Below are 21,730 nucleotides of genomic sequence, written 5' to 3'. Positions count from 1 at the left end.
CCTGGTACGGCGATGACCTGCACCCTGGCTGGCGACTGTTACGTCCGATGCACTCGCGGCTGTACCGCGACGCAGCCCGGCAGAGGCCAATAGGCTTGTACGCCAGGTTCGCCGTTGCGCACCGCCGCATCTTTAATAAGTAGAAAGCAAAATGACTGAGATCAGCCGCACCGCCTTGCGCCCCCTGAGCGATAGCTCGCCCTCGACCATCGTGGCTGGCTTCATTGCCATGCTCACCGGCTATACCAGCTCACTGGTACTGATGTTCCAGGCTGGCCAGGCAGCAGGTCTGAGTGCGGCGCAGATTTCATCGTGGATCTGGGCGTTGTCGATCGGCATGGCCATCTGCAGCGTTGGCCTGTCACTGCGCTTTCGCACCCCGGTGGTGGTCGCCTGGTCGACTCCTGGTGCTGCGCTGCTGATTACCAGCCTGCCCGGCGTGCCATACGGCGAAGCGATCGGCGCGTTCATCTTCGCTTCGGCACTGATTGCCCTGTGCGGCCTGACCGGCAGCTTCGAGCGCCTGATGCGGCGTGTGCCGGCGTCGCTGGCCGCCGCGCTGTTGGCGGGCGTGCTGTTCAATATCGGCATCGAGATATTCAAAGCTGTGGAGGTCCAGCCGGTGCTGGTGCTCGGTATGTTCTTCAGCTACCTGCTGGCCAAACGGCTGCAGCCACGCTACGCCGTGCTCGCCGCGCTACTGGTCGGCTGCCTGATCGCTGGCGTCTCCGGTTTGCTGGACTTTCAGCGTTTCAGTCTGCAGGTGGCGATTCCGGTATGGACCACGCCAGCACTGTCCTTTGCCGCCATTTTCAGCATCGGCATTCCGCTGTTCGTCATTGCCATGGCCTCGCAGAATATGCCTGGGCTGGCTGTGCTACGAGCCGAGGGCTATCAGGTACCCGCGTCGCCGCTGATCTCGACGACAGGTATCGCTTCGGTGTTGCTGGCACCCTTCGGTTCCCACGGCATCCATCTGGCGGCGATCACGATGGCGATCTGCGCGGGTCCCGAAGCCCACCCCGATCCGAACAAACGCTATACGGCGGCTGCCTGGTGCGGCGTTTTCTACGGAATCGCCGGGATCTTCGGAGCAACCCTGGCGGCGTTGTTCGCCGCCTTTCCGGCGGCGCTGGTGTTGTCGGTCGCCGCACTGGCGCTGCTCGGCTCCATCGGCTCAGGCCTGACCCAGGCCATGCAGCAACCCAGCGAGCGCGAAGCGGCGCTGATCACCTTCATGGTGACGGCGTCGGGGCTGACCCTGTTCGGAATCGGCGCGGCGCTCTGGGGGCTGATTGCGGGGGTGTTGACGTTGGTGATTCTGAGCCGCCGCAGCTAGGCCGCGTCAAAAGCGTTGCCCGGCCCAGAGAAGGCCGGGCAAGGCTCGCTAGATCGCCGTCGCCCCACCATCCACCGCCAACGCTTGGCCGGTAGTGAACGCGGCACCATCGCAGCACAGGTACAACACTGCGGCGGCGATCTCCTCGACCTTACCGATGCGCCCGACCGGGTGCATCGCGGCGGCAAACTCAGCCTTGCGCGGATCGGCCTCGTAGGCGCGGCGGAACATGTCGGTATCGATCACCGCCGGGCATACGGCATTCACACGAATCTTTTTCTTGGCGTACTCGATCGCCGCCGACTTGGTCAGGCCGATCACCGCATGCTTGGACGCCGCGTAGATACTCATCTTCGGCGCGGCGCCCAGCCCCGCGACTGACGCGGTATTGACGATGGCACCTCCGCCCTGCGCGAGCATCACCGGCAACTGATGCTTCATGCACAGCCACACGCCCTTGACGTTGACACCCATGATCGCATCGAACTCCGCCTCGCTGCCTTCGGCCAACCGACCCTGCTCGATCTCGATCCCGGCGTTGTTGAATGCGTAATCGAGCCGACCGAATTGCGCCAGCACTTGCTCGATGAGCGCCTTGACCTCGGCATCGCGCGTCACGTCGCAGCGTACGGCGATCGCTTCACCGCCAGCGGCACGAATGCTTTCTGCACCGTCACGGATGCCGGCCTCATCGATGTCCGCCAGCACCACCTTGAGACCCTGCTCGGCGAACGCCTGCGCGGTAGCGCGACCGATACCTGCCGCTGCGCCGGTTACCAGGGCGACCTGCCCGGAGAATGTCATGCTCATGATTGTTCTTCCCGAAGAATTCGACTCGCCTTGTGGCCGCGAAATGACCACATAAGACTTCCCGGTCGAACTTATACCGTTATGCGCTCGCGCATTTAACTGCCGCCACGGTCATATCACCGAACTGGATGCCCATTCATTCCAGCCTGCTGACGTACCTTGCGGCGCGACGCTGGCCGGGCTAAACCAAACCTTTCGCAAACACGAGGCTTATTTCATGACCCTGCTCAACCAGCAATTCCTGCTAGCCCAGCGGCCGATCGGTGCGCCGACCCGGGAAACCTTCGACTACGTCGAGAAGCCGGTGAGCGAGCCTGTCCCGAATCAGATCCTGGTCAAGGTCGAGTACCTGTCCATCGATCCGGCCATGCGCGGCTGGATGAACGATGCCAAGTCCTATATTCCGCCGGTTGGCATCGGCGAAGTGATGCGCGCGCTGGGCGTCGGCAAGGTGATCGCCTCGCAGCACCCGGACTACAAGGAAGGCGACTACGTAAACGGTGCCCTAGGTGTGCAGGCGTACTACCTGGGCGAGCCGAAAGGCTTCTATAAAGTCGACCCACAGCAGGCGCCCTTACCGCGCTACCTGTCGGCGCTGGGCATGACCGGTATGACCGCCTACTTCGCGCTGCTTTCAGTAGGCCAGCCCAAGGCCGGCGAAACCGTGGTGATATCCGGCGCCGCCGGCGCAGTCGGCAGCATCGCCGGGCAGATCGCCAAGCTCAAAGGCTGCCGCGTGGTGGGCATCGCCGGCGGCGCGGACAAATGCCGCTTTCTTACCGAGAAGCTCGGCTTCGACGGTGCCATCGACTACAAGAACGAGGATCTGGCGGCTGGCTTGAAGCGCGAATGCCCGAAAGGCGTGGACGTGTACTTCGACAACGTCGGCGGCGACATCCTGGATACCGTGCTGCAACGCATCAGCGTCGGCGCGCGGGTAGTGATCTGCGGCGCCATCAGCCAGTACAACAACAAGGAAGCGGTGAAGGGGCCGTCCAACTACCTGTCGCTGCTGGTCAACCGCGCGCGGATGGAAGGTATGGTGGTAACCGACTACGTCTCACGCTATCCCGAGGCAATGCGCGACATGGCCGAATGGCTCGCGAGCGGCCAACTGAAGAGCAAGGAAGACATCATCGAGGGGCTACAGACCTTCCCGGATACGCTGATGAAGCTGTTTACCGGCGGCAACTTCGGCAAGCTGGTGCTCAAGGTCAGCTGAGCACCTGTCCGCTGCGTCAAAAAGGCTGAGCCGTGAGGCCCAGCCTTTTTTCTTCAAGCCAGCTCGGCCACCACGGCTGCCAGCGCTTGCGCCGGATCAGCCGCCTGCGCGATCGGCCGGCCGATCACCAGATAATCAGAGCCTGCTGCCATGGCCTGGGCTGGCGTGAGGATGCGGCGCTGATCGTCCTGCGCACTACCGGCCGGGCGGATGCCGGGGGTGACCAGCTGCAGTGCCGGGTACTGCGCCTTGAGCGGCACTGCCTCCTGCGCCGAACAAACCAACCCGTCGAGTCCCGCTTGCGCTGCCAGCCCAGCGAGCCGCAATACCTGCTCCTGCGGCGCAACGTCCAGACCGATGCCGGCGAGATCGTCCTGCTCCATGCTGGTCAGCACTGTCACGCCAATCAGTAGCGGCGCGGGTCCGGCCATACCGGAAAGCGTTTCACGGCACGCCGCCATCATCCGCAGCCCGCCGGAGCAGTGCACATTGACCATCCACACACCCAGCTCGGCAGCGGCCTTCACCGCCATCGCGGTGGTGTTGGGAATGTCGTGAAACTTGAGATCGAGGAACACCTCGAAGCCCATTCCCTGCAATGCCTCGACCACCGCCGGACCACAACGCGTGAACAGCTCCTTGCCGACCTTGACCCGGCACAGCTTGGGATCGAGCTGCCGCGCCAATGCCAACGCGGCATCGCGAGAGGGGAAATCGAGCGCTACGATAATCGGAGTCTGGCAGGTCATGACACGTCCTCGGAAAAGTCGGCGCGCATTGTCGCAGAAAACACCGAGCGCGACGAAAGCCCTCACACAAGGTCAAAATCCATGCAGGAGCTTGTCCCGGACTGGTGACCCCACGTGCGCGCCGCCGTAAAGTGCACAACAGGTCGCAGCTCGAGCGCCCCATCAACCACTCGCCTGGAGAAACAGCATGCCCTGGTATTTCTGGCTGATTCTGCTCGTCGCACTCGGATCGATTGTCGGCAGTCTGCTGATGCTGCGCTCGACCGCACGCAAGATCCCGTTAACCGAAGAACAAAAGAAACGCATTGCCCAGCGCAATGCCGAAGCGGATGCGCAAGAATCGCGTGATCGATAACCCGGCCCCGTGCACCTGACACGAGTTTTCGCTAGCCAGTAGTGGCTTAAGGCCTTCATAACCGCGATCATTGCAGTTCTAGTAAGGACCCCCGCATGCACGCTCCTTCCAATGGCAACGGCCCGATGAAGCCGAAGGCCAGAACACTGTTCGCCCGACGTATCCTGCCCAGCATGGTTGCGCTCCTAGTCGCCGCACTGGTTGCAGCAGCGCTTGCGCTTATCAACATCGCTCGGCATATCGACCGGGATGCATTGGCACAGAGTCAGTTCCTCGCCAGCAAGGCGCTGCAGGCCCAGCACGACTGGATGAATCGCTCCATCGTCGATTATGCCTTCTGGGGTGACGCCTACAGGCATCTCAACGGGCAGCCCGATACGGATTGGGCATACACCCAGGCCAACCTCGGCCCCTCGCTTTACAAGGATTTCGATTACGAAGCGGTACTGGTGATAAATCCGGATGGCGAAACGGCCTACTCGGTAGTCCGTGGCAAATTGCAGCCGGTAGACAGCCGCGAGTACCTGCAGGGCGGCTTGCCGGAGCTGTTGGCGCGCGCCCGCACCGCGGTGGAAGAGGATGCCGGCGTGTCCTCGCTACTGTGGTCAGAAGGCCAGCCAGCACTGGTCGCCGCGGCGGTGCTGAGCACAGGCGGCGCCAACGTCGAGGAGATCGACGGCCCCTCATCGATTCTGCTCTTCGTCGACCTGCTGGATGCAGCGCGGCTGGAGGAAATCGGCGCGCAGTATGCAATCGAGCATCTGCGTTTGGCCGGCGGTCTGGCGCCACTGGATGGTCCCAGCATCGCGCAGACGATGGAGAACGGCTCAGCCATCCACTTCACTTGGACCGCCCCCCAACCTGGTCGCCTATTGCTCTGGGTCACCCTGCCAATTCTGGCAGCGGTCGCGCTCGGTCTGGGATTGCTGGCCTGGCTGCTGATGCGCCACGCCCTGCGCTCCATGCATCTGCTTGATGTCAGCTACGCACGGCTCGCAGCCAGCCGAAGCGCGTTAGCCGAAAGTGAAGAACGCTTTCGCGATGTCGCCGAGGCGGCTTCCGACTGGATCTGGGAGACCGATGACCAGGCGCGACTGACGTTTCTCTCCAACCGCTTTCGGCAAATCACCGGCCATGAACCCAGAGAGTGGCTAGGCCGCCCCTTGCTGGAGCTGCTGATTTCCGACAGCGCAGCGCTGCACAGCTGGCTCGAAGCACCGGAGATTACGCCGCTGCGCAGCAGCTATCGGGCAGCAGACGGTTGTGAGCGCTTTTGCCGGCTGGCGGCCCGCAGCATTCAGCATGACGGCAAGCTGGTCGGCTACCGCGGCACGGCCAGCGACGTCACCGAGGAAACCAAGGCGCAGGCGCGAGTGCAGTACCTTTCGCAGCACGACCCGCTGACCGGCCTGCCCAACCGCAGCCGGCTGCGTGACTACCTGGAGCAGAACCTGGCATCACTGCGCAGCGGCTCGACGATGACGCTGCTTTACATCGATCTGGATCGTTTCAAGCCGGTGAACGATACCCTCGGCCATGCGGCGGGTGATGAGGTACTGATGGGCGTAGCCTCGCGGCTACGCGAACGCACACGCGACGGCGATCTGGTGGCGCGCCTGGGTGGTGACGAGTTCGTCGTCGCGCTGCATCGCATGAGCGAAGACGAAGACATCGACCGGCTGTGCAACCGCATCATCGAGGCGCTCAGCTCGCCGTTCGCCTATGAGAACCATCAGATCAGTATCGGCGCCAGCATCGGTGTGGCTCTGGCGCCTATGGATGCGACCCAGGCCAACGAACTACTGCGCTGCGCCGACATCGCCCTGTATCAGGCCAAGGATGCCGGCCGTGGCACCTGGCGCGCCTATGGGCGGGACATGGACCAGCGTCTGCATGAACGACTCAGGCGCGAGGAGCAACTGCGCGTTGCGATCGCCGAACAGCACCTGGAAGTCCATTATCAGCCGCGCTACCTGAGCCAGGGCATGCGGATCATCGGCGCCGAGGCGTTGGTTCGCTGGCATCATCCCACCCACGGCCTGCTGCTGCCCGAGCAGTTCATCCCGCTGGCCGAAGAAACCGGCTTGATCATCCCGCTCGGCCGCTGGGTCTTGCAGCAAGCCTGTCAGCAGGCCGCCACCTGGCCGGTCGATATGGTCGTATCGGTCAACCTCTCACCGCTGCAGCTGCATGACGACCGCCTGCTGGATGAGATAAGCCAGGCACTGCACGAGAACGGCCTGGCGGGCGAGCGTCTGGAACTTGAGATCACCGAGAGCGCGTTGCTACAGGAAACCCAAAGCACACTGGACCTGCTCAAGCGCATCAAGGCGCTCGGCGTACACCTGGCCGTGGACGACTTCGGCACCGGCTACTCGTCGCTGACCAGCCTGCGCCACTACCCGTTCGATGTGATAAAGATCGACAACAGCTTCGTGGCCGGCATCGAACAGTCGATGGAAGATCATTCCATCGTGCGCGCCCTGATCGAGCTGGGCCGAGGGCTGCAGATGCGCGTGACTGCCGAAGGTGTGGAAACCGAAGAACAACTGCGCTTGCTGACCGATGACGGATGTACCGAGGTGCAGGGTTTTCACATGAGCCTGCCCATGCCCGCCGAGGAATTGAGGCGGCTGCTTGCAGGTGCCGGCTGATGTCCATTGATACACCGCGCCTCGTCACCGAGGTGCCTGAGTTCAGCGCTTGAACTCGAAACGGATTTCAGCTCCGTCGATCAACGCCTCGTCATCGTTCTCGCCCGATATGAGGCGGCCGCCGATCTGCATCGACTGAGACGCCTTGCCGTTCTCGAAAAGCGGCGGCAGCAGCCGCGCAGCCTCTGCACTAGGAACGGGCATCAGCTCCTCGACGAGTTCCTCCGGCAAGTGCAGATCCAGTTCAGGCTCGGCAAGCTGAACCTCCTCCTCTTTCGGAGGCGCAGGGCGCTTGGCTGGAACAGGCCGCGGTGCCGATTCAGGTTCAGGTTCAGGAATTTTGATCTGCACGTCTGGCAAAGCCGGATCGGCAGATTCCTCGGGTGCCGCCAGTTCAATCTGCAGATCCGGCGGCGCCTCGGCAGGCTCGGAGACAACCGGAGCCTGCGCCGATGGCTCGCTTGGCGCAGGCACATCCTCAGGCTCGGACCTCGAATCATCATCACCACATCCGCCCAGCAAGGCCAACAATAACAACAGCACCAGCGGCCTTTGCATGGGGACGTACCTCACAACTGCGGGGGTAGAAATACTATTGTGCGTCCCGGCACAGCTCCAAAGCCAGCTGTCCGAGTGTACGCAGCGCCCGCTCGGTCTCGTTATTCCAGGGGAGCCCACAATTGAGACGAATGCAGTGGTTGAATTGTTCAGTGTTACTGAAGATCAGCCCCGGCGCGATGCTGATGCCCTGCTCCAGCGCCCTCACGTGGAGGTCCTGCGTATTGACCCGCACCGGCAGGCTCACCCAGAGAATGAAGTTGCCCTTGGGCCGCGTCATCTGGGTGCCTTCCGGAAAATAGCGTTGTACCGCCAATTGAAAGGCGCTGAGGTTCTTGCGGTACTCCTGGCGAATCGCTCGCAGATGCCGGTCGTAGCCACCGTTCTCGAGATAGGCAGCCACCCCCATTTGCGTCACGCTACAGGCGGAGTGGGTACTGAACGTCTGCAACCGCTCGATCTCCGGCTGGTACCGACCGGCAATGACCCAGCCGATCCGCACGCCCGGCGAAAGCGTCTTGGAAAAGCTCGAGCAGTAGATAACCCGCCCCTCACGGTCGTTGGACTTGAGCGCCTTGTACTGATCCTGCTCGAACATCAGCTCGCCATAGATATCGTCTTCGACAATCTGAATGTCGAAGCGCGCCGCCAAACTCAGCAGCTGCTTCTGCCGATGGTCAGGCATGCTCACGCCTAACGGGTTGCTCAGCCGCGCGGTCAACACCAACGCCTTGATCGGCCACTGCCCCGCCGCCAACTGCAACGCCTCCAGACTCATTCCGGTATCGGGATCACTGGGGATTTCGATGACCTTGAGTCCGAGCAGATCGGCCAACTGCAACAGCCCATAGTAAGTCGGTGACTCGGCCGCAATCAGATCGCCGGGCTTGGTCAGTACGCGCAGAGACATCTGCAACGCGTCGACACATCCATGGGTAATGACGATCTCACTCGAATCGACCACCACCCCCGCGTCGCGCATGCGGATCGCGACCTGGCGGCGCAACGGCTCGTAACCTGGGCTGAACATGTAGCTGAACGCCCGCGGGCTCTGGAAGCGCGTGACTTTGGCGAGCTGCTGATGGAGCGCCCGCACCGGCAGGTAATCGACGTGGGGCACGGCTGCGCCCAGAGGGATCAGGCCCTCGCGGCGTGACTCGCTGAGTACCTGATTGATGATGCTGCTGCGAGTGACCAGCGTCGGCCTCTCGACCTGCGCGATATCCGGCGTCGGCGCAGTAAGAACCGGTGTCTGGTGAACATAGAAGCCGGATTGCGGACGCGCGCGGATCATGCCCTGATCCTCGAGGTTGGCATATGCCTGCAAAACCGTCGCGTGGCTGACGCTGAGCTGTCGGCTCATCTTGCGCACAGAAGGCACACGCTCGCCGGGTCGATAGACGCCCCGCCGGATGTCTTCGGCAAGCTGCTGGGCAATGCGCTGATAGAGCAACAGATTGGTCATTTCGTCGGTCTCCTGCCAACTGAACCGTAACAGTAGCTCAGTAGCCCAGAATGGAACCGATACAGTTGCACTGAGTGTGGGCGAAACAGTCGACGTAGTGTCGCTAGCGATCAGGGCCGAGATTGCCTTCGGCGTCGGAGAACAGGATTTCGACTCGACGATTCTGCGCGCGGCCCCGGGCCGACGCGTTCTCGGCCAGCGGGAATCGCTCGCCGTAACCGCGCACCTCGATACGCTCGCCCGCGATACCCAGACTCACCAACAAGTCGGCCACGGTCTGCGCCCGGGCCTGGGACAGTTCGAGATTCGCTTGCGGGTCGCCGCGACTGTCGCTGTAGCCTTCGATGCGTACCTTGCGCTGCGGATTGAGTTGGAGGAAGTGCACGAGCTTGAGCAAGGTCCGGTTGGCGGAGCTGTTCAAACTGGCACTGCCGGCATGGAACAGCAGGTCGCCCAGCGTCATCACCATCCCGCGATCAGTCTCGCTCGCCGCCAGGCTCATCATCTGATCTTCCAGCCACCGTCCCTGCTGCTCGACCGTCATCAACTGGGCGTCCTGCAACATGCGGCGCAGCCGGTCACGCTCCATTTCCAGCCGGGCAACCTGCTCCTGATGCTGCAACAACGCGCCCTGCTGATCGGCGATCTCGCTGTAGCGCTGGCTCAGATAAGCGTAATGGCGCGCGTCCGCGGTGCCGCCCCAGTAATCGTTGAAGCGTTCCGCGCGCTGCAGCGTTTCCAGTGCGCGCTGTAGATCCTTCGGTGCAGCACGCTGAGCCATGCTGTCGGCCTGCACGCGCTCCAACGTAGTGGAGGCCTGACTGATCTCGCGCTCGGCTTCCTGACTGACGCAACCTACCAACAGCAGCGCGGCAACCACCATGACTAATGGGCTTCTCACCGGACCTCTCCCAGTTGCTGGCGTAAGCGCTGGATACGTCGGGTAAGATCGTCCACTTGCGCCTGGCGCTTGTCCTTGAGCACCCTGGCTTCGGCCAGACGGGCATCCAGTTCTGCCTGTTCAGCGAGCACGCGCGCTTCGCGGTTGTCACCTGCTTCCAGGGCGGCGCGAGCCGCGCTCAGCTTGCTCTCGGCAAGGATCAGTTCCTCGTAGGCCTCGGAGGCATCTACGGAGCGCGCCTGCTCGATGGCCTGTTCGCTCAGACGCAGCTGTTCGATCGGGGCGGGGTCACTCGCGCACCCGCTCATCAGGAGGACAGCCAACAATACGCTGGGGAAAAGCTGTTTCAACACGGCGGATCCTAGTTCTTCGGAGCGTTTACCCGCTCCAACTGCTGGTTCTTCCAGACTGTCAAATTATGCGCCACCAGCTGCTCGGGCACGCCGGCCGCACGCAATTCTGTCATCTTCCGCGCCAGCTGTCCTCGCAACCAAGGATCATTGCAGGCAGAGTCGTGGGAAATAGCCAGGTGCATGTCCCGCGCGACGACCGGCGGCTCGAGACGCTGAACCTTGTCCAGAACGCCCGCCGCATCGGCTGCAACGACGGCGCTGTAGCGCTCATGCAACAGATAGTCGGCACCGCCGGACACCAGCTTCTGCAGCCCTTGAGGCAGACCGGGAACCTGCTGCAATTTCAGATCGCTCTTTGCAAAGGCATCGAATTCACTCCCCAGTCGGCTGGCGCCGACGGTCATGCCGGTATGGCCTCGCAGATCCTCGCGACTCGCGTAGAAGAAACCCGGCTCATTGCGCACCCAGGCCACGGTCTGTAGCTGCAGGATGGGCGGGTGAACGAAATCCAGCTCTTCGAGCCGCTGCACGGTCAGGGTCGCGTCCGCGAGTACGTCGACCCGGCCGCTGCGTACCTCCTCGAGCGCTTTGGCGCGATCGCCTGTGTAAAGCAGATCCAGCTTCAGGTCGAGAGACTTGGCGATCTGCCCGAGCAGATCGGCGTTGGCCCCAACCAGGCGCTTGGGGTTCTGCGGATCTCGCCATAAGAACGGTGGGTTGTCGGCCGCCCCGGTAGCGACCAGACGATCACACTTTCCCGCTGCCGTTGCCATGAGCGGCGTTGCCAGCACCAGCGCGGCCAGAGCCAATTTCGGAAAAGCGAAACGCATGAAGATCCCCTTGCTGTGAGTGAACCGGTACCGATCGGGTTCGCCGATGTTACACCGCCGCCCCCATCCATCGCCCATGAAAAAACCCGCTACATGAGCGGGTTCTTTCCTTGCAGCGATCGACTTCAGACGAGCTTTTCCAGCTCCGGCACGATCTCGAACAGATCGCCCACCAGGCCGTAATCGGCAACCTGGAAGATCGGCGCTTCCTCGTCCTTGTTGATCGCAACGATCACCTTGGAGTCTTTCATGCCCGCCAGGTGCTGGATGGCACCGGAGATACCGACCGCGATATACAGCTGCGGCGCGACAATCTTGCCGGTCTGACCGACCTGCATGTCGTTCGGCACGAAGCCGGCATCGACTGCGGCACGAGAGGCACCGACCGCAGCGCCAAGCTTGTCGGCCAGCGAGTACAGGTGCTTGAAGTTGTCACCGTTCTGCATGCCACGGCCGCCGGACACGACAATCTTGGCAGCAGTCAGCTCAGGACGATCGGATTTGGCCAGCTCCTCGCCGACGAAGGCGGACTTGCCCGCATCGCCAGTCCCGGAGATCTGCTCGACCGCAGCCGAGCCGCCCGTGCCATTCACGGCATCGAAGCCGGTGGCGCGCACGGTGATGACCTTCACAGCAGCGCTGGACTGCACGGTAGCGATGGCGTTACCGGCGTAGATCGGGCGCTTGAAGGTATCGGCGCTTTCAACCGCGATGATCTCGGAGATCTGATCGACATCCAGTTGAGCAGCAACGCGCGGCAGGAAATTCTTGCCGTTGGTGGTCGCTGCAGCCAGCACGTGGCTGTAGTTCTTCGCCAGGTCGGCGATCAGCGGCGCGACGTTCTCCGGCAGCTGATTGGCGTAAGCCGCATCGTCGGCGACCAGCACCTTGGCTACGCCTTCGATCTGTGCGGCTGCTTCGCCGATGGCACCGCAACCGCTGCCGGCTACCAGTACGTGGATGTCGCCACCGATGGCCTTGGCGGCGGCAACGGTGTTCAGGGTAGCGGCCGCGAGGACGGCATTGTTGTGTTCAGCGATAACCAGGATAGTCATTTAGATTACCTTCGCCTCGTTCTTCAGTTTCTCGACCAGTTCAGCCACGGACTTGACCTTGATACCGGCGCTGCGGGAAGCCGGCGCTTCGACTTTCAGGGTCTTCACGGTGGAGTTGGTGGCTACGCCCAGTGCATCGGGAGTCAGCACTTCCAGCGGCTTCTTCTTGGCCTTCATGATGTTCGGCAGCGACGCGTAGCGCGGCTCGTTCAGACGCAGGTCGGTGGTGACGATCGCCGGCAGGCTCAGCGCGACGGTTTGCAGACCGCCGTCGATTTCGCGGGTCACGTTGACCTTGTCGCCAGCCACTTCCACCTTGGAGGCGAAGGTGCCCTGGGCGTAGCCGGTCAGTGCACCGAGCATCTGCCCGGTCTGGTTGTTGTCGCTGTCGATCGCCTGCTTGCCGAGGATGACCAGCTGCGGCTGCTCCTTGTCGACCACGGCCTTGAGCAGCTTGGCGACTGCCAGGGAGTTCAGTTCATCGTTGGACTCGACCAGCACGGCGCGGTCGGCGCCCAGCGCCAGCGCGGTGCGCAGCTGCTCCTGGGCAGCGGTCGGACCGATGGAGACGACAACGATTTCGCTCGCAACGCCCTTCTCTTTCAGGCGTACGGCTTCTTCCACGGCAATTTCGCAGAAGGGGTTCATCGACATCTTGACGTTGGCGAGGTCAACGCCGGAATTGTCCGCCTTGACGCGAACCTTGACGTTGTAATCGACCACTCGTTTGACAGCTACAAGAACCTTCATGGATTCCTCGTTACTCTCCGGTGAATAGAATTCCGCCGAGGCGAACCGAGCCTTGCTCGTGGCTTGGGTTTTGAAAGCCGCTGCCCTGTTCGGCGAGTGCAAACCGTCCGTATCTTGACCGCTGGCTGCGGACGGGGTCAACAACGCATATGACCCGTCATAACGTCGCGGTTCGGGCGATTCTAACAGGCTTCCAGAAAATTCAAACAAACGTTTGTATTGGACCGATTCGAGCGTCTATATATAATGCGCCGGCCCGGCTCGGTCAGGGACCGATCACAGCCCTCCACCACTTATATAACAACCAAGCCCTGAGTAGGAGAAAGCCCAATGGAACGCGAATACATGGAATTCGACGTTGTCATCGTCGGCGCCGGCCCTGCAGGCCTATCCGCAGCCTGCCGATTGAAGCAGCGAGCCGCCGACGCTGGTCAGGAAATCAGTGTATGCGTCGTTGAGAAAGGCTCCGAAGTAGGCGCCCACATTCTATCCGGCGCAGTCTTCGAGCCGCGCGCGCTGAATGAACTGTTCCCCGACTGGAAGGAACTTGGCGCCCCGCTCAACACGCCGGTCAAGCGTGACGACATCTACCTGCTCAAGACCGCCGAAGCCGCCAGCAAATTGCCCAACGCATTGGTCCCTAAGACCATGCACAACGAAGGCAACTACATCATTTCCCTCGGCAACCTGTGCCGCTGGCTGGCCCAGCAGGCGGAGAACCTGGGTGTCGAGATCTACCCAGGCTTCGCTGCTCAGGAAGCGCTGATCGACGAAAACGGTATCGTTCGTGGCATCGTCACCGGGGACCTTGGTGTCGATCGCGAAGGCAATCCGAAGGAAGGCATGTACACCCCAGGCATGGAGCTACGCGCCAAGTACACGCTGTTCGCCGAAGGCTGCCGTGGCCACATCGGCAAGCAGTTGATCAACCGCTTCCAGCTCAACGCCAACGTCGACCCGCAGCACTACGCCATCGGTATCAAGGAACTGTGGGACATTGACCCCGCCAAGCACGAGCAGGGCCTAGTGGTACACACCGCGGGCTGGCCGCTGAACGACGATAACACTGGCGGCTCATTCCTTTATCACCTGGAAAACAACCAGGTGGTCGTCGGCCTGATCGTCGACCTGTCGTACAGCAACCCGTATCTGTCACCGTTCGACGAGTTCCAGCGTTACAAGCACCATCCGGTGATCAAGCAGTACTTGGAAGGCGGCAAGCGCGTTTCTTATGGCGCACGCGCGATCGCCAAGGGCGGCATCAACTGCCTGCCGAAGATGGTCTTCAACGGCGGTGCGCTGATCGGCTGCGATGCCGGCACTCTGAACTTCGCCAAGATCAAGGGCAGCCATACGGCGATGAAGTCCGGCATGCTGGCTGCCGAAGCCGCTGCCGATGCATTGCTGGCCGGACGCGAAGGTGGTGACGAGCTGACCGCGTACGAAGAAGGGTTCAAGAACAGCTGGCTGTACGACGAACTGTACAAGAGCCGCAACTTCGGCGCCGCGATCCACAAGTGGGGCGCAATCAAGGGTGGCGCGTTCAACTTCATCGATCAGAACATCTTCGGCGGCAAGATTCCCTTCACGCTGCACGACACCAAGCCGGACTATGCCTGCCTCAAAACGGCAGCAGAGTCGAAGAAGATCGATTACCCCAAGCCGGACGGCAAGCTGAGTTTCGACAAGCTCTCCTCGGTATTCCTCTCCAACACCAACCATGAGGAAGAGCAGCCGGTTCACCTGAAGCTGACCGATCCGAGCATTCCGATCGAGAAGAACCTGCCGATGTACGACGAGCCGGCACAGCGGTACTGCCCGGCTGGCGTCTACGAGGTGGTCAGCAACGACGACGGCAGCAAGCGCTTCCAGATCAACGCGCAGAACTGTGTGCACTGCAAGACCTGCGACATCAAGGACCCGGCGCAGAACATCACCTGGGTGGCGCCAGAAGGTACTGGCGGGCCAAATTACCCCAACATGTAAGCAACAAAAAAGGCTCCCTCGGGAGCCTTTTTTATCGCCGCTGAAACCGACCTGCATTGATCGCTATTCGGCACGGCCGATGGGAAAGAACACGCCACCACTCCAGACACCGAGCCAACTCTGGCCATCAACCTCGCCAGGCACCGCCAGCTCCACAAGCTCATAGAACACATTGCGGTGAATCAATGCCTCGAGATTGGCGCGCACATGGACGTAAGGCGCTGGCTCCTGGGTCTGCGGATCAGTGACCACACGCAACGGATGCTCTTCGCCTGCCTCGACCTCATCGTCGACGTTGGTAATGAAGCGCAGGCGCTGTTCGCGGCCCTGCCCGCTCACTTCCAGGCGGACCGCAATGAACGGGGCGTCCTCGACCTGAATGCCAACCTTCTCCACCGGAGTCACGAGGAAGTAGTCTTCACCGTCGCGCCGTATAACGGTGGAAAACAGACGCACCATCGCTGGCCGCCCGATCGGGGTGCCCTGGTAGTACCAGGTGCCGTCGCGCGCGATACGCATGTCCAGATCGCCGCAGAACGGCGGGTTCCATAGATGTACCGGGGGCAGCCCCTTCTTCTCGCCAGCCGAAAGCTGCGCCAGTAGATCGCCGGCCTTGCCTGTATCGGTCATTCGGTTCTCCTCGGAGGGTACTTGAACTCGTCTGCCCGATACTGCCACATCATTCAGCGCGACAGGCCCAACAGGCGACGAGCATAGTCCTGCAAGGGCGGACGCAGCAGATGCTCGGGCCTGGCATCGTAAATACCCAAGACCCCGCCGCGGTTGCGGATACGGGCCGTATCGACCAGGTAACGCGTACCGGTTTCCACCAGCATCAGCTGTATCACCCCACTGTCGACGCCAAGCCGGTCCAGTGCGCGTTGATCGTTCAGCTCATCAAAGCTACCGATACGGTCATCGGCCGCAGCAAAACGCAGGTACAGCAAGTAATGGGCGCCAGCCGCCGCAGCCTGCGCCATAGCCTCCTCCAGACCCGCGGGCTCACGCGCCCGCCGGACCATCGGGAAGTACTCGACGAAGCCGTTGAAAGCTTCTTCCGCCACGACGTTCGGCCTTGGATAGACGTCCCCTGGCGGCACGAAATGGCCCTGGGCGATATAGATGAAAGAATCAGGTTGCAGCCGCCAGGAGCTGGAACGACGTGTCTCGCTATGATCGAGAATGCCGGCGTCGCGCAGGTGATAGCGGGTGCCCTCGGCCATGTCGCTGACCTTCATGCAGCCCGCGAGTGCGAGTGCCGCCAGCAGGCCTGACATTCCAAACAGAAAACGCATGGATCTCACCTCCAGGTGCCGGCGACGAAAAACCGGCGATTCGACTGGCAATGCAGCATCCACGCCAGGTAACGCTTCCGCCCGAACTCCGGCTCTCGAAAGGAGGCGACGCGCATTCGGTCAGAGCCCGCGCTGCCATTCTTGGCGCAGCGGAGCGTTACGTGGATCCTCGATAGCCTCACGCACGCGGCGCAGCAAACCCGGCTTGTCAGCCCCCAGCACACCCTTGAGCACCAGATAGTTGGATGCATGGTCGCTGCGAAAAACCGTATCGCTCAGTTCGAGATCGTCCAAGAACCATTCCAGCTCACGAAGCAGCTCATCCGGCGGCAGCGATTCAAAATCCTCAAAAGTCTGCCGGAAGCGATCTTCACCTTGCGGAAAGCTGACCACCAACGTCGACAGAAACTCCGGCTGCGCGGCATTCATCAGGCGCGCCGAGTTACGTGCATGCTGGCGACTCAGACGCCGACCGCCGAGCCCGTTGAGAATCATCACCGAGCGCGCGATGCCAGCCTGCCCGAGCTTATCCAGCGCGCTGAGAGTCGAATCGTAGGTCTCACCCTTGTTGACGAGCGCCAACACCTCATCGTCGCCAGACTCGGCGCCAACATAGGCCATGCCGAGACCGGCATCCGCCAGCTCGCGCAACTCCTCCACCGACTTCTTGCGCAGGTTGCGTGGCAGGCAATAACTGGAGACGCGTTGCACCTCCGGCAGGCACTCGCGAATCTGCTCGAGGATCTTCAAAAGTCGGCGGGTCGGCAGCACCAAAGCATCGCCATCGGCGAGAAACACGCGCTGCGCAATCAGCTGCTCACCACAGCGACGGATTTCGTCGAGCACTTCGGCTTCATCGCGAGCGCGGAATTTCTTCTGCGGCGCGGTGTACATCTCGCAGAAGGTGCAGCTGTTCCAGGAGCAACCATTGGTCACCGGCAGGATCAGCGAATGCGCTTCGCTGGGCGGCCGAAATACCGGCTCTATGTAGCGGATGGGAAACTCGCTCGCGTTCATGGTTACCACGTCCGTTCGATCGGCCTGCGTTTCAGTCACGCTTGCGCTTGTTGCCCATGCGCACGCCGATGTCCATCAGGAACTGGAAGAAGCCGTCCTGATCTTCCAGCACGTTGCTCCAGAACGGCGAGTGGTACAGCGCGACGGCGCCGTGCACCAGCGCCCAGGCGGCGCAATAGTGAAAGTACGGTGGCACGTCTTCGAGCTTGCCTTCAGCGATGCGGCCTTTGATCAGCTGGGTCAGGTGCTCGAAGTTGGAGGCACGAATGCTGTGCAGCTGCTCGACCATCTCCGGCACCTGATTGCCCTTGACCACTTTTTCTTCGAGGCGGTCGAACAGGCGATAGCGCTGCGGATCGCGCATGCGGAATTCGAAGTACGCGCGCGAAAGCGCTTCCTTGTCGTGGTCCAGATCAGGCGAGTGAAGGATCTGGTTCAGGTCGCGCTCGTAGTCGAGCATCAGCCGCAGGTAGATCTCGGCCTTGGACTTGAAGTGCTTGTAGATGGTGCCTTTGCCGATACCGACCGCATCGGCAATCATCTCGACGGTAACGCTATCCTCTCCTTGCTCGAGAAAAAGCTGCAACGCTGTATCGAGGATTTCCTGTTCGCGGCGGCGAAATTCGCGGACCTTACGAGGTTCATTCTGCATAGGAAGGCTGCTTGAAGGTTGAGTCGAGGCAGCCATTATGCCTAACCGGTCATGAAATGCACGGGGCATCCAAAAATGATTCAAATAAATGACGAATTTCCGCAAATAGTCGGTTTGCGATATCTGAACCATGCCGCCGTCGCACCCTGGCCGCTGCGAGCAGCGCGCGCCGTCAGCGCTTTTGCCGAACAGAACGCGACCCTCGGTGCGCGCGACTATCCAACTTGGCTGACAGTAGAACGAAGCCTGCGTCAGCGCCTGACACGATTGCTGAATGCCCCAAGCAGCGCCGACGTGGCGCTGGTGAAAAACACCTCCGAAGCACTGTCGTTCGTTGCATTCGGGCTGGATTGGAAAAGCGGTGACCAGATCGTCATCAGCGATGAGGAATTTCCGTCCAACCGCGTCGTCTGGGAAGCGCTGCAGCGTTACGGTGTCGAGGTGGTTCAGGTCAACCTCAAGGGCACCGACCCTGAAGGCGATCTGCTGGCGGCCTGCGGCCCACGGGTACGCCTGATGGCGATCAGCGCCGTTCAATACGCCAGCGGCATGCGTCTGGATCTGGTCCGTCTGGGTGAAGGCTGCGAGCACCGCGGCGTGCTCTTGTGTATCGATGCGATCCAGCAGCTGGGCGCCCTGCCCTTCGATGTGCAGCAGAACCGCTGCGCCTTTGCCATGGCTGACGGCCATAAATGGATGCTCGGCCCGGAAGGGCTCGGCGTTTTCTATTGCCGCAGCGACCTACGCGAACGGCTGAAGCTGCACGAATACGGCTGGCACATGCTGGAACACGCCGGCGACTACGACCGCACCGACTGGGAGCCCGCACGCAGCGCCAGACGCTTCGAGTGCGGCAGCCCCAACCTGTTGGGGGCAATGGCACTCGAAGCCAGTCTTTCGCTGCTCGAGGAAGTGGGCATGGAGCAAGTCGCCAAGTTGCTGGACGAGCGAATCGAATGGCTCGCCCAGGGACTCCACGGCCTGAACGGAATCGACATCCTGTCACCGCGCCAGACGGAACGCCGCTCAGGCATTATCACGTTCCGACTCGCTGACTGGACGAATGCTGAACTGTTCGAACACCTCAAGGCGGAGCAAGTCGTGTGTGCGTTACGCGGCGGCGGCATCCGCCTCTCTCCACATTTCTACACACCAGCGCGGGTAATCGACGAAACGCTCGCCCTGTTACGAAAGCTGGCTGCGCACTGACCGCGATCAACCGGCAAGACATGTATTCCAAATGCGTTTAAAAACCGCACAAATCCGCCTGCAGAGCGCAGATGCAGCGCTAATACTTGAGTAACTGGCCGGGCAATCCCCCCACTGCCCAGCCAGATGAGGTCGCTAGGATTGCGATTTCATACTCCTAATGGTCTTGACCCGGCTTCTCTGGAATCCGGGTTTTTTTTGCCCTGGCTTACCGTGAACGCTATACCGCCCTCGCCAGCAAACGAGCCCGCAGCCGATAGCACAGCCAGAGAAAGCCAACCCAGACGGGAATGGCGAATACCGACATGCGAATCCCTGGCAACCACAGCATGATGATCAATATGCCGGCAACGAAGGCCAGGCACAGGTAGTTGCTCAGTGGAAACCAGAACGCCTTGAAGCTTGGCTCGACCCCTTGCTGCTGCATGGCACGTCGAAACTTGAGATGCGCAAGACTGATCATCGCCCAGTTGATCACCAACGCAGCCACCGCAAGAGACATGAGCAACTCAAGCGCGCCCTGCGGAAACAGGTAGTTCACTGCCACGCAAAGCAGCGTCACCAATGCGGATACCCCTACCGCGAGGACCGGCACGCCGCGAGAGTTTATTTTCATGAGGCTGCGCGGCGCATCGCCTTGTTCAGCCAGGCCGTACAGCATCCGGCTGTTGCAATACACACCGCTGTTGTAGACCGATAGCGCCGCAGTGAGCACGACGAAATTCAGCAGGTGCGCAGCAGTGTCGCTGCCGATCAGCGAAAAGATCTGCACGAAGGGGCTGCCGCTGTAGGGGTCGCCCGCGGCACCCAGCGTCAGCAGCAACGCATCCCAGGGATAAAGTGCCAGCAGAACGGTCAGCGCACCTATATAGAAAATCAGGATGCGATAGACGACCTGATTGATTGCCTTGGGAATCACGGTTTTCGGCTCAGCCGCTTCCGCCGCGGTGATACCCACCAGCTCCAGCCCACCAAAGGAAAACATGATGATCGCCAAAGCCAGCAGCATCCCGCTGAAGCCGTTAGGAAAAAACCCACCGTGGCTCCACAGATTGCTGATGCTCGCCTGCTCGCCGCCCTTACCGCTGACCAGCAGGAAAAGCCCGAGCAGGATCATGCCGACGATCGCGGCGACCTTGACGATGGCAAACCAGAACTCGGTTTCGCCGAAGGCCTTGACGTTACTGAGGTTGATCAAGTTGATCAGCACGAAGAACGCTGCGGCTGTAGCCCAGGTCGGAACCTCGGGCCACCAGAACTGTACGTACTTGCCGACCGCCGTGAGCTCGGCCATACCTACCAGGACATAGAGCACCCAATAGTTCCAGCCGGAAAGAAACCCTGCATAGCCACCGCCATACTTGTGTGCGAAATGGCTGAAGGAGCCTGCAACAGGCTCCTCGACGATCATTTCGCCGAGCTGACGCATGATCAGAAAAGCAATGAAGCCACCAATCGCGTAGCCTAGGATCATTGACGGGCCGGCACTTCTCAGAACCCCGGCCGAGCCTAGGAATAGCCCAGTGCCAATCGCACCGCCCAGAGCGATCAATTGGATGTGGCGATTCTTCAGACCGCGCTGGAGCGATCCGGTGTGCAGCGTTTCAGCGGTCATACACCACCTTGTGGATATTCAGGCAAGAAAAGCGCCGCCGCCCATGCAGGCAAGAAACAAGGCAGCGCATCAGGCTTGCTCGGCAAGCATCAACTTTCCGCGGGGCAACGTCAGCCAGTCACTCTGGCCAGCGGGAACAACGTCTTGAAGTTGGCAGTGGTCTGCTCAGCCAGCACTTCGAACGGGACACCACGCAGCTGCGCGAGGAACTCGGCAACCTCACGCACGTACTGCGGCAGGTTGGCTTTGCCACGGTGGGGAATCGGCGCCAGATAAGGCGCATCGGTTTCGACCAGCAAGCGATCTGCCGGGACCTTGCGGGCTACATCGCGCAGCGCATCGGCGTTGCGGAACGTAACGATCCCGGACAGGGAGATATAGAAACCGAGATCAAGTGCCGCCTTGGCCATGTCCCAGTCCTCGGTGAAACAATGCAGCACACCAGCTTGCGGCAGCGCCGCTTCACGTAGCAGATCCAGCGTATCGGCGCGGGCCGCCCGGGTGTGCACGATCACCGGCTTACCTGTCAGCCTGGCGGCTTCAAGGTGCAGGCGAAACGACTGCTGCTGCATCTGCGCAGCTTCCGGCTCGTAGTGGTAATCCAGCCCTGTCTCGCCGATCGCAACCACATGCGGGTGCTGCAGCTCGCCAAGCAACCAGTCCAGCACCGGCTGGCTCGTCGGCTCGAGATCCAGAGGATGCACGCCGATCGAGCAGTCCACATCCGCATAGCGCTCGGCCAACGCTTTGACCGCCGCTGCGTTATCGGCGCTGACACCTATGCAGAGGAAATGCCCGACACCACGCGATCGTGCAGCGTCCAGCGCGGCGTCCAGTGAGCCGCCGTGGGCAGTGAGGTCAAGGCGGTCGAGGTGACAGTGGGAATCTACCAGCATGAAAAGCACTACTTGCTAT

Annotated in this window: 21 protein-coding genes; 6 read left to right on the top strand and 15 right to left on the bottom strand. The window is 61.4% G+C overall.

Features of this window, described 5'->3' with window-relative positions; genetic code table 11:
- Window positions 1–151 precede the first annotated feature (151 nt).
- Complete coding sequence (locus PSEST_RS08385) at window positions 152–1,339, top strand: benzoate/H(+) symporter BenE family transporter (protein WP_015276568.1); 1,188 nt, start codon at window positions 152–154, stop codon at window positions 1,337–1,339.
- Between the two features lie 48 nt (window positions 1,340–1,387).
- On the opposite strand, the gene PSEST_RS08380 is transcribed toward PSEST_RS08385, so the two are convergent.
- Complete coding sequence (locus PSEST_RS08380; RefSeq protein ID WP_015276567.1) at window positions 1,388–2,149, bottom strand: SDR family oxidoreductase; 762 nt, start codon at window positions 2,147–2,149, stop codon at window positions 1,388–1,390.
- Window positions 2,150–2,366: 217 nt separating this feature from the next.
- Here PSEST_RS08380 and PSEST_RS08375 point away from each other — a divergent pair, with 217 nt between their 5' ends.
- Window positions 2,367–3,371: an NADP-dependent oxidoreductase gene (locus PSEST_RS08375; RefSeq protein ID WP_015276566.1), complete on the top strand. Its 1,005-nt coding sequence runs from the start codon at window positions 2,367–2,369 to the stop codon at window positions 3,369–3,371.
- A gap of 53 nt (window positions 3,372–3,424) precedes the next feature.
- Here the strand turns inward: PSEST_RS08375 and pyrF are convergent, their stop codons facing one another.
- A complete protein-coding gene (pyrF, locus tag PSEST_RS08370) occupies window positions 3,425–4,120 on the bottom strand; it encodes an orotidine-5'-phosphate decarboxylase (RefSeq protein ID WP_015276565.1) in 696 nt (231 codons plus the stop codon).
- 187 nt (window positions 4,121–4,307) lie between these two features.
- Here pyrF and PSEST_RS21715 point away from each other — a divergent pair, with 187 nt between their 5' ends.
- Window positions 4,308–4,475, top strand: coding sequence for a DUF2897 family protein (locus PSEST_RS21715; RefSeq protein ID WP_015276564.1), 168 nt, complete (start codon window positions 4,308–4,310; stop codon window positions 4,473–4,475).
- A gap of 95 nt (window positions 4,476–4,570) precedes the next feature.
- Window positions 4,571–7,129, top strand: a complete 2,559-nt coding sequence (locus tag PSEST_RS08365; protein WP_015276563.1) for an EAL domain-containing protein — start codon at window positions 4,571–4,573, stop codon at window positions 7,127–7,129.
- A 42-nt stretch (window positions 7,130–7,171) separates the two neighbouring features.
- Here the strand turns inward: PSEST_RS08365 and PSEST_RS08360 are convergent, their stop codons facing one another.
- The 7 genes from PSEST_RS08360 to PSEST_RS08330 form a co-directional block, all read right to left on the bottom strand.
- Complete coding sequence (locus tag PSEST_RS08360) at window positions 7,172–7,687, bottom strand: hypothetical protein (RefSeq protein WP_015276562.1); 516 nt, start codon at window positions 7,685–7,687, stop codon at window positions 7,172–7,174.
- A gap of 34 nt (window positions 7,688–7,721) precedes the next feature.
- Window positions 7,722–9,152: a PLP-dependent aminotransferase family protein gene (locus PSEST_RS08355; protein ID WP_015276561.1), complete on the bottom strand. Its 1,431-nt coding sequence runs from the start codon at window positions 9,150–9,152 to the stop codon at window positions 7,722–7,724.
- Between the two features lie 103 nt (window positions 9,153–9,255).
- Window positions 9,256–10,035 (bottom strand): OmpA family protein, encoded by a 780-nt coding sequence (locus PSEST_RS08350; RefSeq protein ID WP_041756559.1) that lies wholly within the window; start codon window positions 10,033–10,035, stop codon window positions 9,256–9,258.
- 14 nt (window positions 10,036–10,049) lie between these two features.
- Window positions 10,050–10,406, bottom strand: a complete 357-nt coding sequence (locus PSEST_RS08345) for a DUF4398 domain-containing protein (protein WP_015276559.1) — start codon at window positions 10,404–10,406, stop codon at window positions 10,050–10,052.
- An 8-nt stretch (window positions 10,407–10,414) separates the two neighbouring features.
- Window positions 10,415–11,236, bottom strand: coding sequence for a substrate-binding periplasmic protein (locus PSEST_RS08340; RefSeq protein ID WP_015276558.1), 822 nt, complete (start codon window positions 11,234–11,236; stop codon window positions 10,415–10,417).
- A 125-nt stretch (window positions 11,237–11,361) separates the two neighbouring features.
- Window positions 11,362–12,291 carry an electron transfer flavoprotein subunit alpha/FixB family protein gene (locus PSEST_RS08335; RefSeq protein ID WP_015276557.1) on the bottom strand — a complete coding sequence of 310 codons (930 nt, stop codon included), beginning with the start codon at window positions 12,289–12,291 and terminating at the stop codon, window positions 11,362–11,364.
- Window positions 12,292–13,041, bottom strand: a complete 750-nt coding sequence (locus PSEST_RS08330) for an electron transfer flavoprotein subunit beta/FixA family protein (protein WP_015276556.1) — start codon at window positions 13,039–13,041, stop codon at window positions 12,292–12,294.
- Between the two features lie 330 nt (window positions 13,042–13,371).
- Here PSEST_RS08330 and PSEST_RS08325 point away from each other — a divergent pair, with 330 nt between their 5' ends.
- Window positions 13,372–15,027, top strand: coding sequence for an electron transfer flavoprotein-ubiquinone oxidoreductase (locus PSEST_RS08325; RefSeq protein ID WP_015276555.1), 1,656 nt, complete (start codon window positions 13,372–13,374; stop codon window positions 15,025–15,027).
- A 63-nt stretch (window positions 15,028–15,090) separates the two neighbouring features.
- Here PSEST_RS08325 and PSEST_RS08320 read toward each other — a convergent pair whose 3' ends face one another.
- The 4 genes from PSEST_RS08320 to PSEST_RS08305 form a co-directional block, all read right to left on the bottom strand.
- Entirely contained in the window at window positions 15,091–15,657 is a 567-nt protein-coding gene (locus PSEST_RS08320; RefSeq protein ID WP_015276554.1) for a DUF1285 domain-containing protein, read from the bottom strand.
- 53 nt (window positions 15,658–15,710) lie between these two features.
- Window positions 15,711–16,322: a DUF4823 domain-containing protein gene (locus tag PSEST_RS08315; RefSeq protein WP_015276553.1), complete on the bottom strand. Its 612-nt coding sequence runs from the start codon at window positions 16,320–16,322 to the stop codon at window positions 15,711–15,713.
- Window positions 16,323–16,442: 120 nt separating this feature from the next.
- A complete protein-coding gene (locus PSEST_RS08310) occupies window positions 16,443–17,339 on the bottom strand; it encodes a radical SAM protein (RefSeq protein WP_015276552.1) in 897 nt (298 codons plus the stop codon).
- 31 nt (window positions 17,340–17,370) lie between these two features.
- Window positions 17,371–17,991: a TetR/AcrR family transcriptional regulator gene (locus PSEST_RS08305; protein WP_015276551.1), complete on the bottom strand. Its 621-nt coding sequence runs from the start codon at window positions 17,989–17,991 to the stop codon at window positions 17,371–17,373.
- A gap of 75 nt (window positions 17,992–18,066) precedes the next feature.
- Between PSEST_RS08305 and PSEST_RS08300 the strand changes: the two genes are divergently transcribed.
- Window positions 18,067–19,200 (top strand): aminotransferase class V-fold PLP-dependent enzyme, encoded by a 1,134-nt coding sequence (locus PSEST_RS08300; RefSeq protein ID WP_015276550.1) that lies wholly within the window; start codon window positions 18,067–18,069, stop codon window positions 19,198–19,200.
- Window positions 19,201–19,420: 220 nt separating this feature from the next.
- Here PSEST_RS08300 and PSEST_RS08295 read toward each other — a convergent pair whose 3' ends face one another.
- Window positions 19,421–20,815, bottom strand: coding sequence for an amino acid permease (locus PSEST_RS08295; protein WP_015276549.1), 1,395 nt, complete (start codon window positions 20,813–20,815; stop codon window positions 19,421–19,423).
- 110 nt (window positions 20,816–20,925) lie between these two features.
- Window positions 20,926–21,711, bottom strand: coding sequence for a TatD family hydrolase (locus PSEST_RS08290; protein ID WP_015276548.1), 786 nt, complete (start codon window positions 21,709–21,711; stop codon window positions 20,926–20,928).
- Window positions 21,712–21,730: the final 19 nt, after the last annotated feature.

This window comes from Stutzerimonas stutzeri RCH2 (assembly GCF_000327065.1).
GTDB lineage: Bacteria > Pseudomonadota > Gammaproteobacteria > Pseudomonadales > Pseudomonadaceae > Stutzerimonas > Stutzerimonas stutzeri_AE.
Note: the sequence above shows the minus strand (reverse complement) of the source record. Positions and strands in the feature narration are given on the sequence as shown.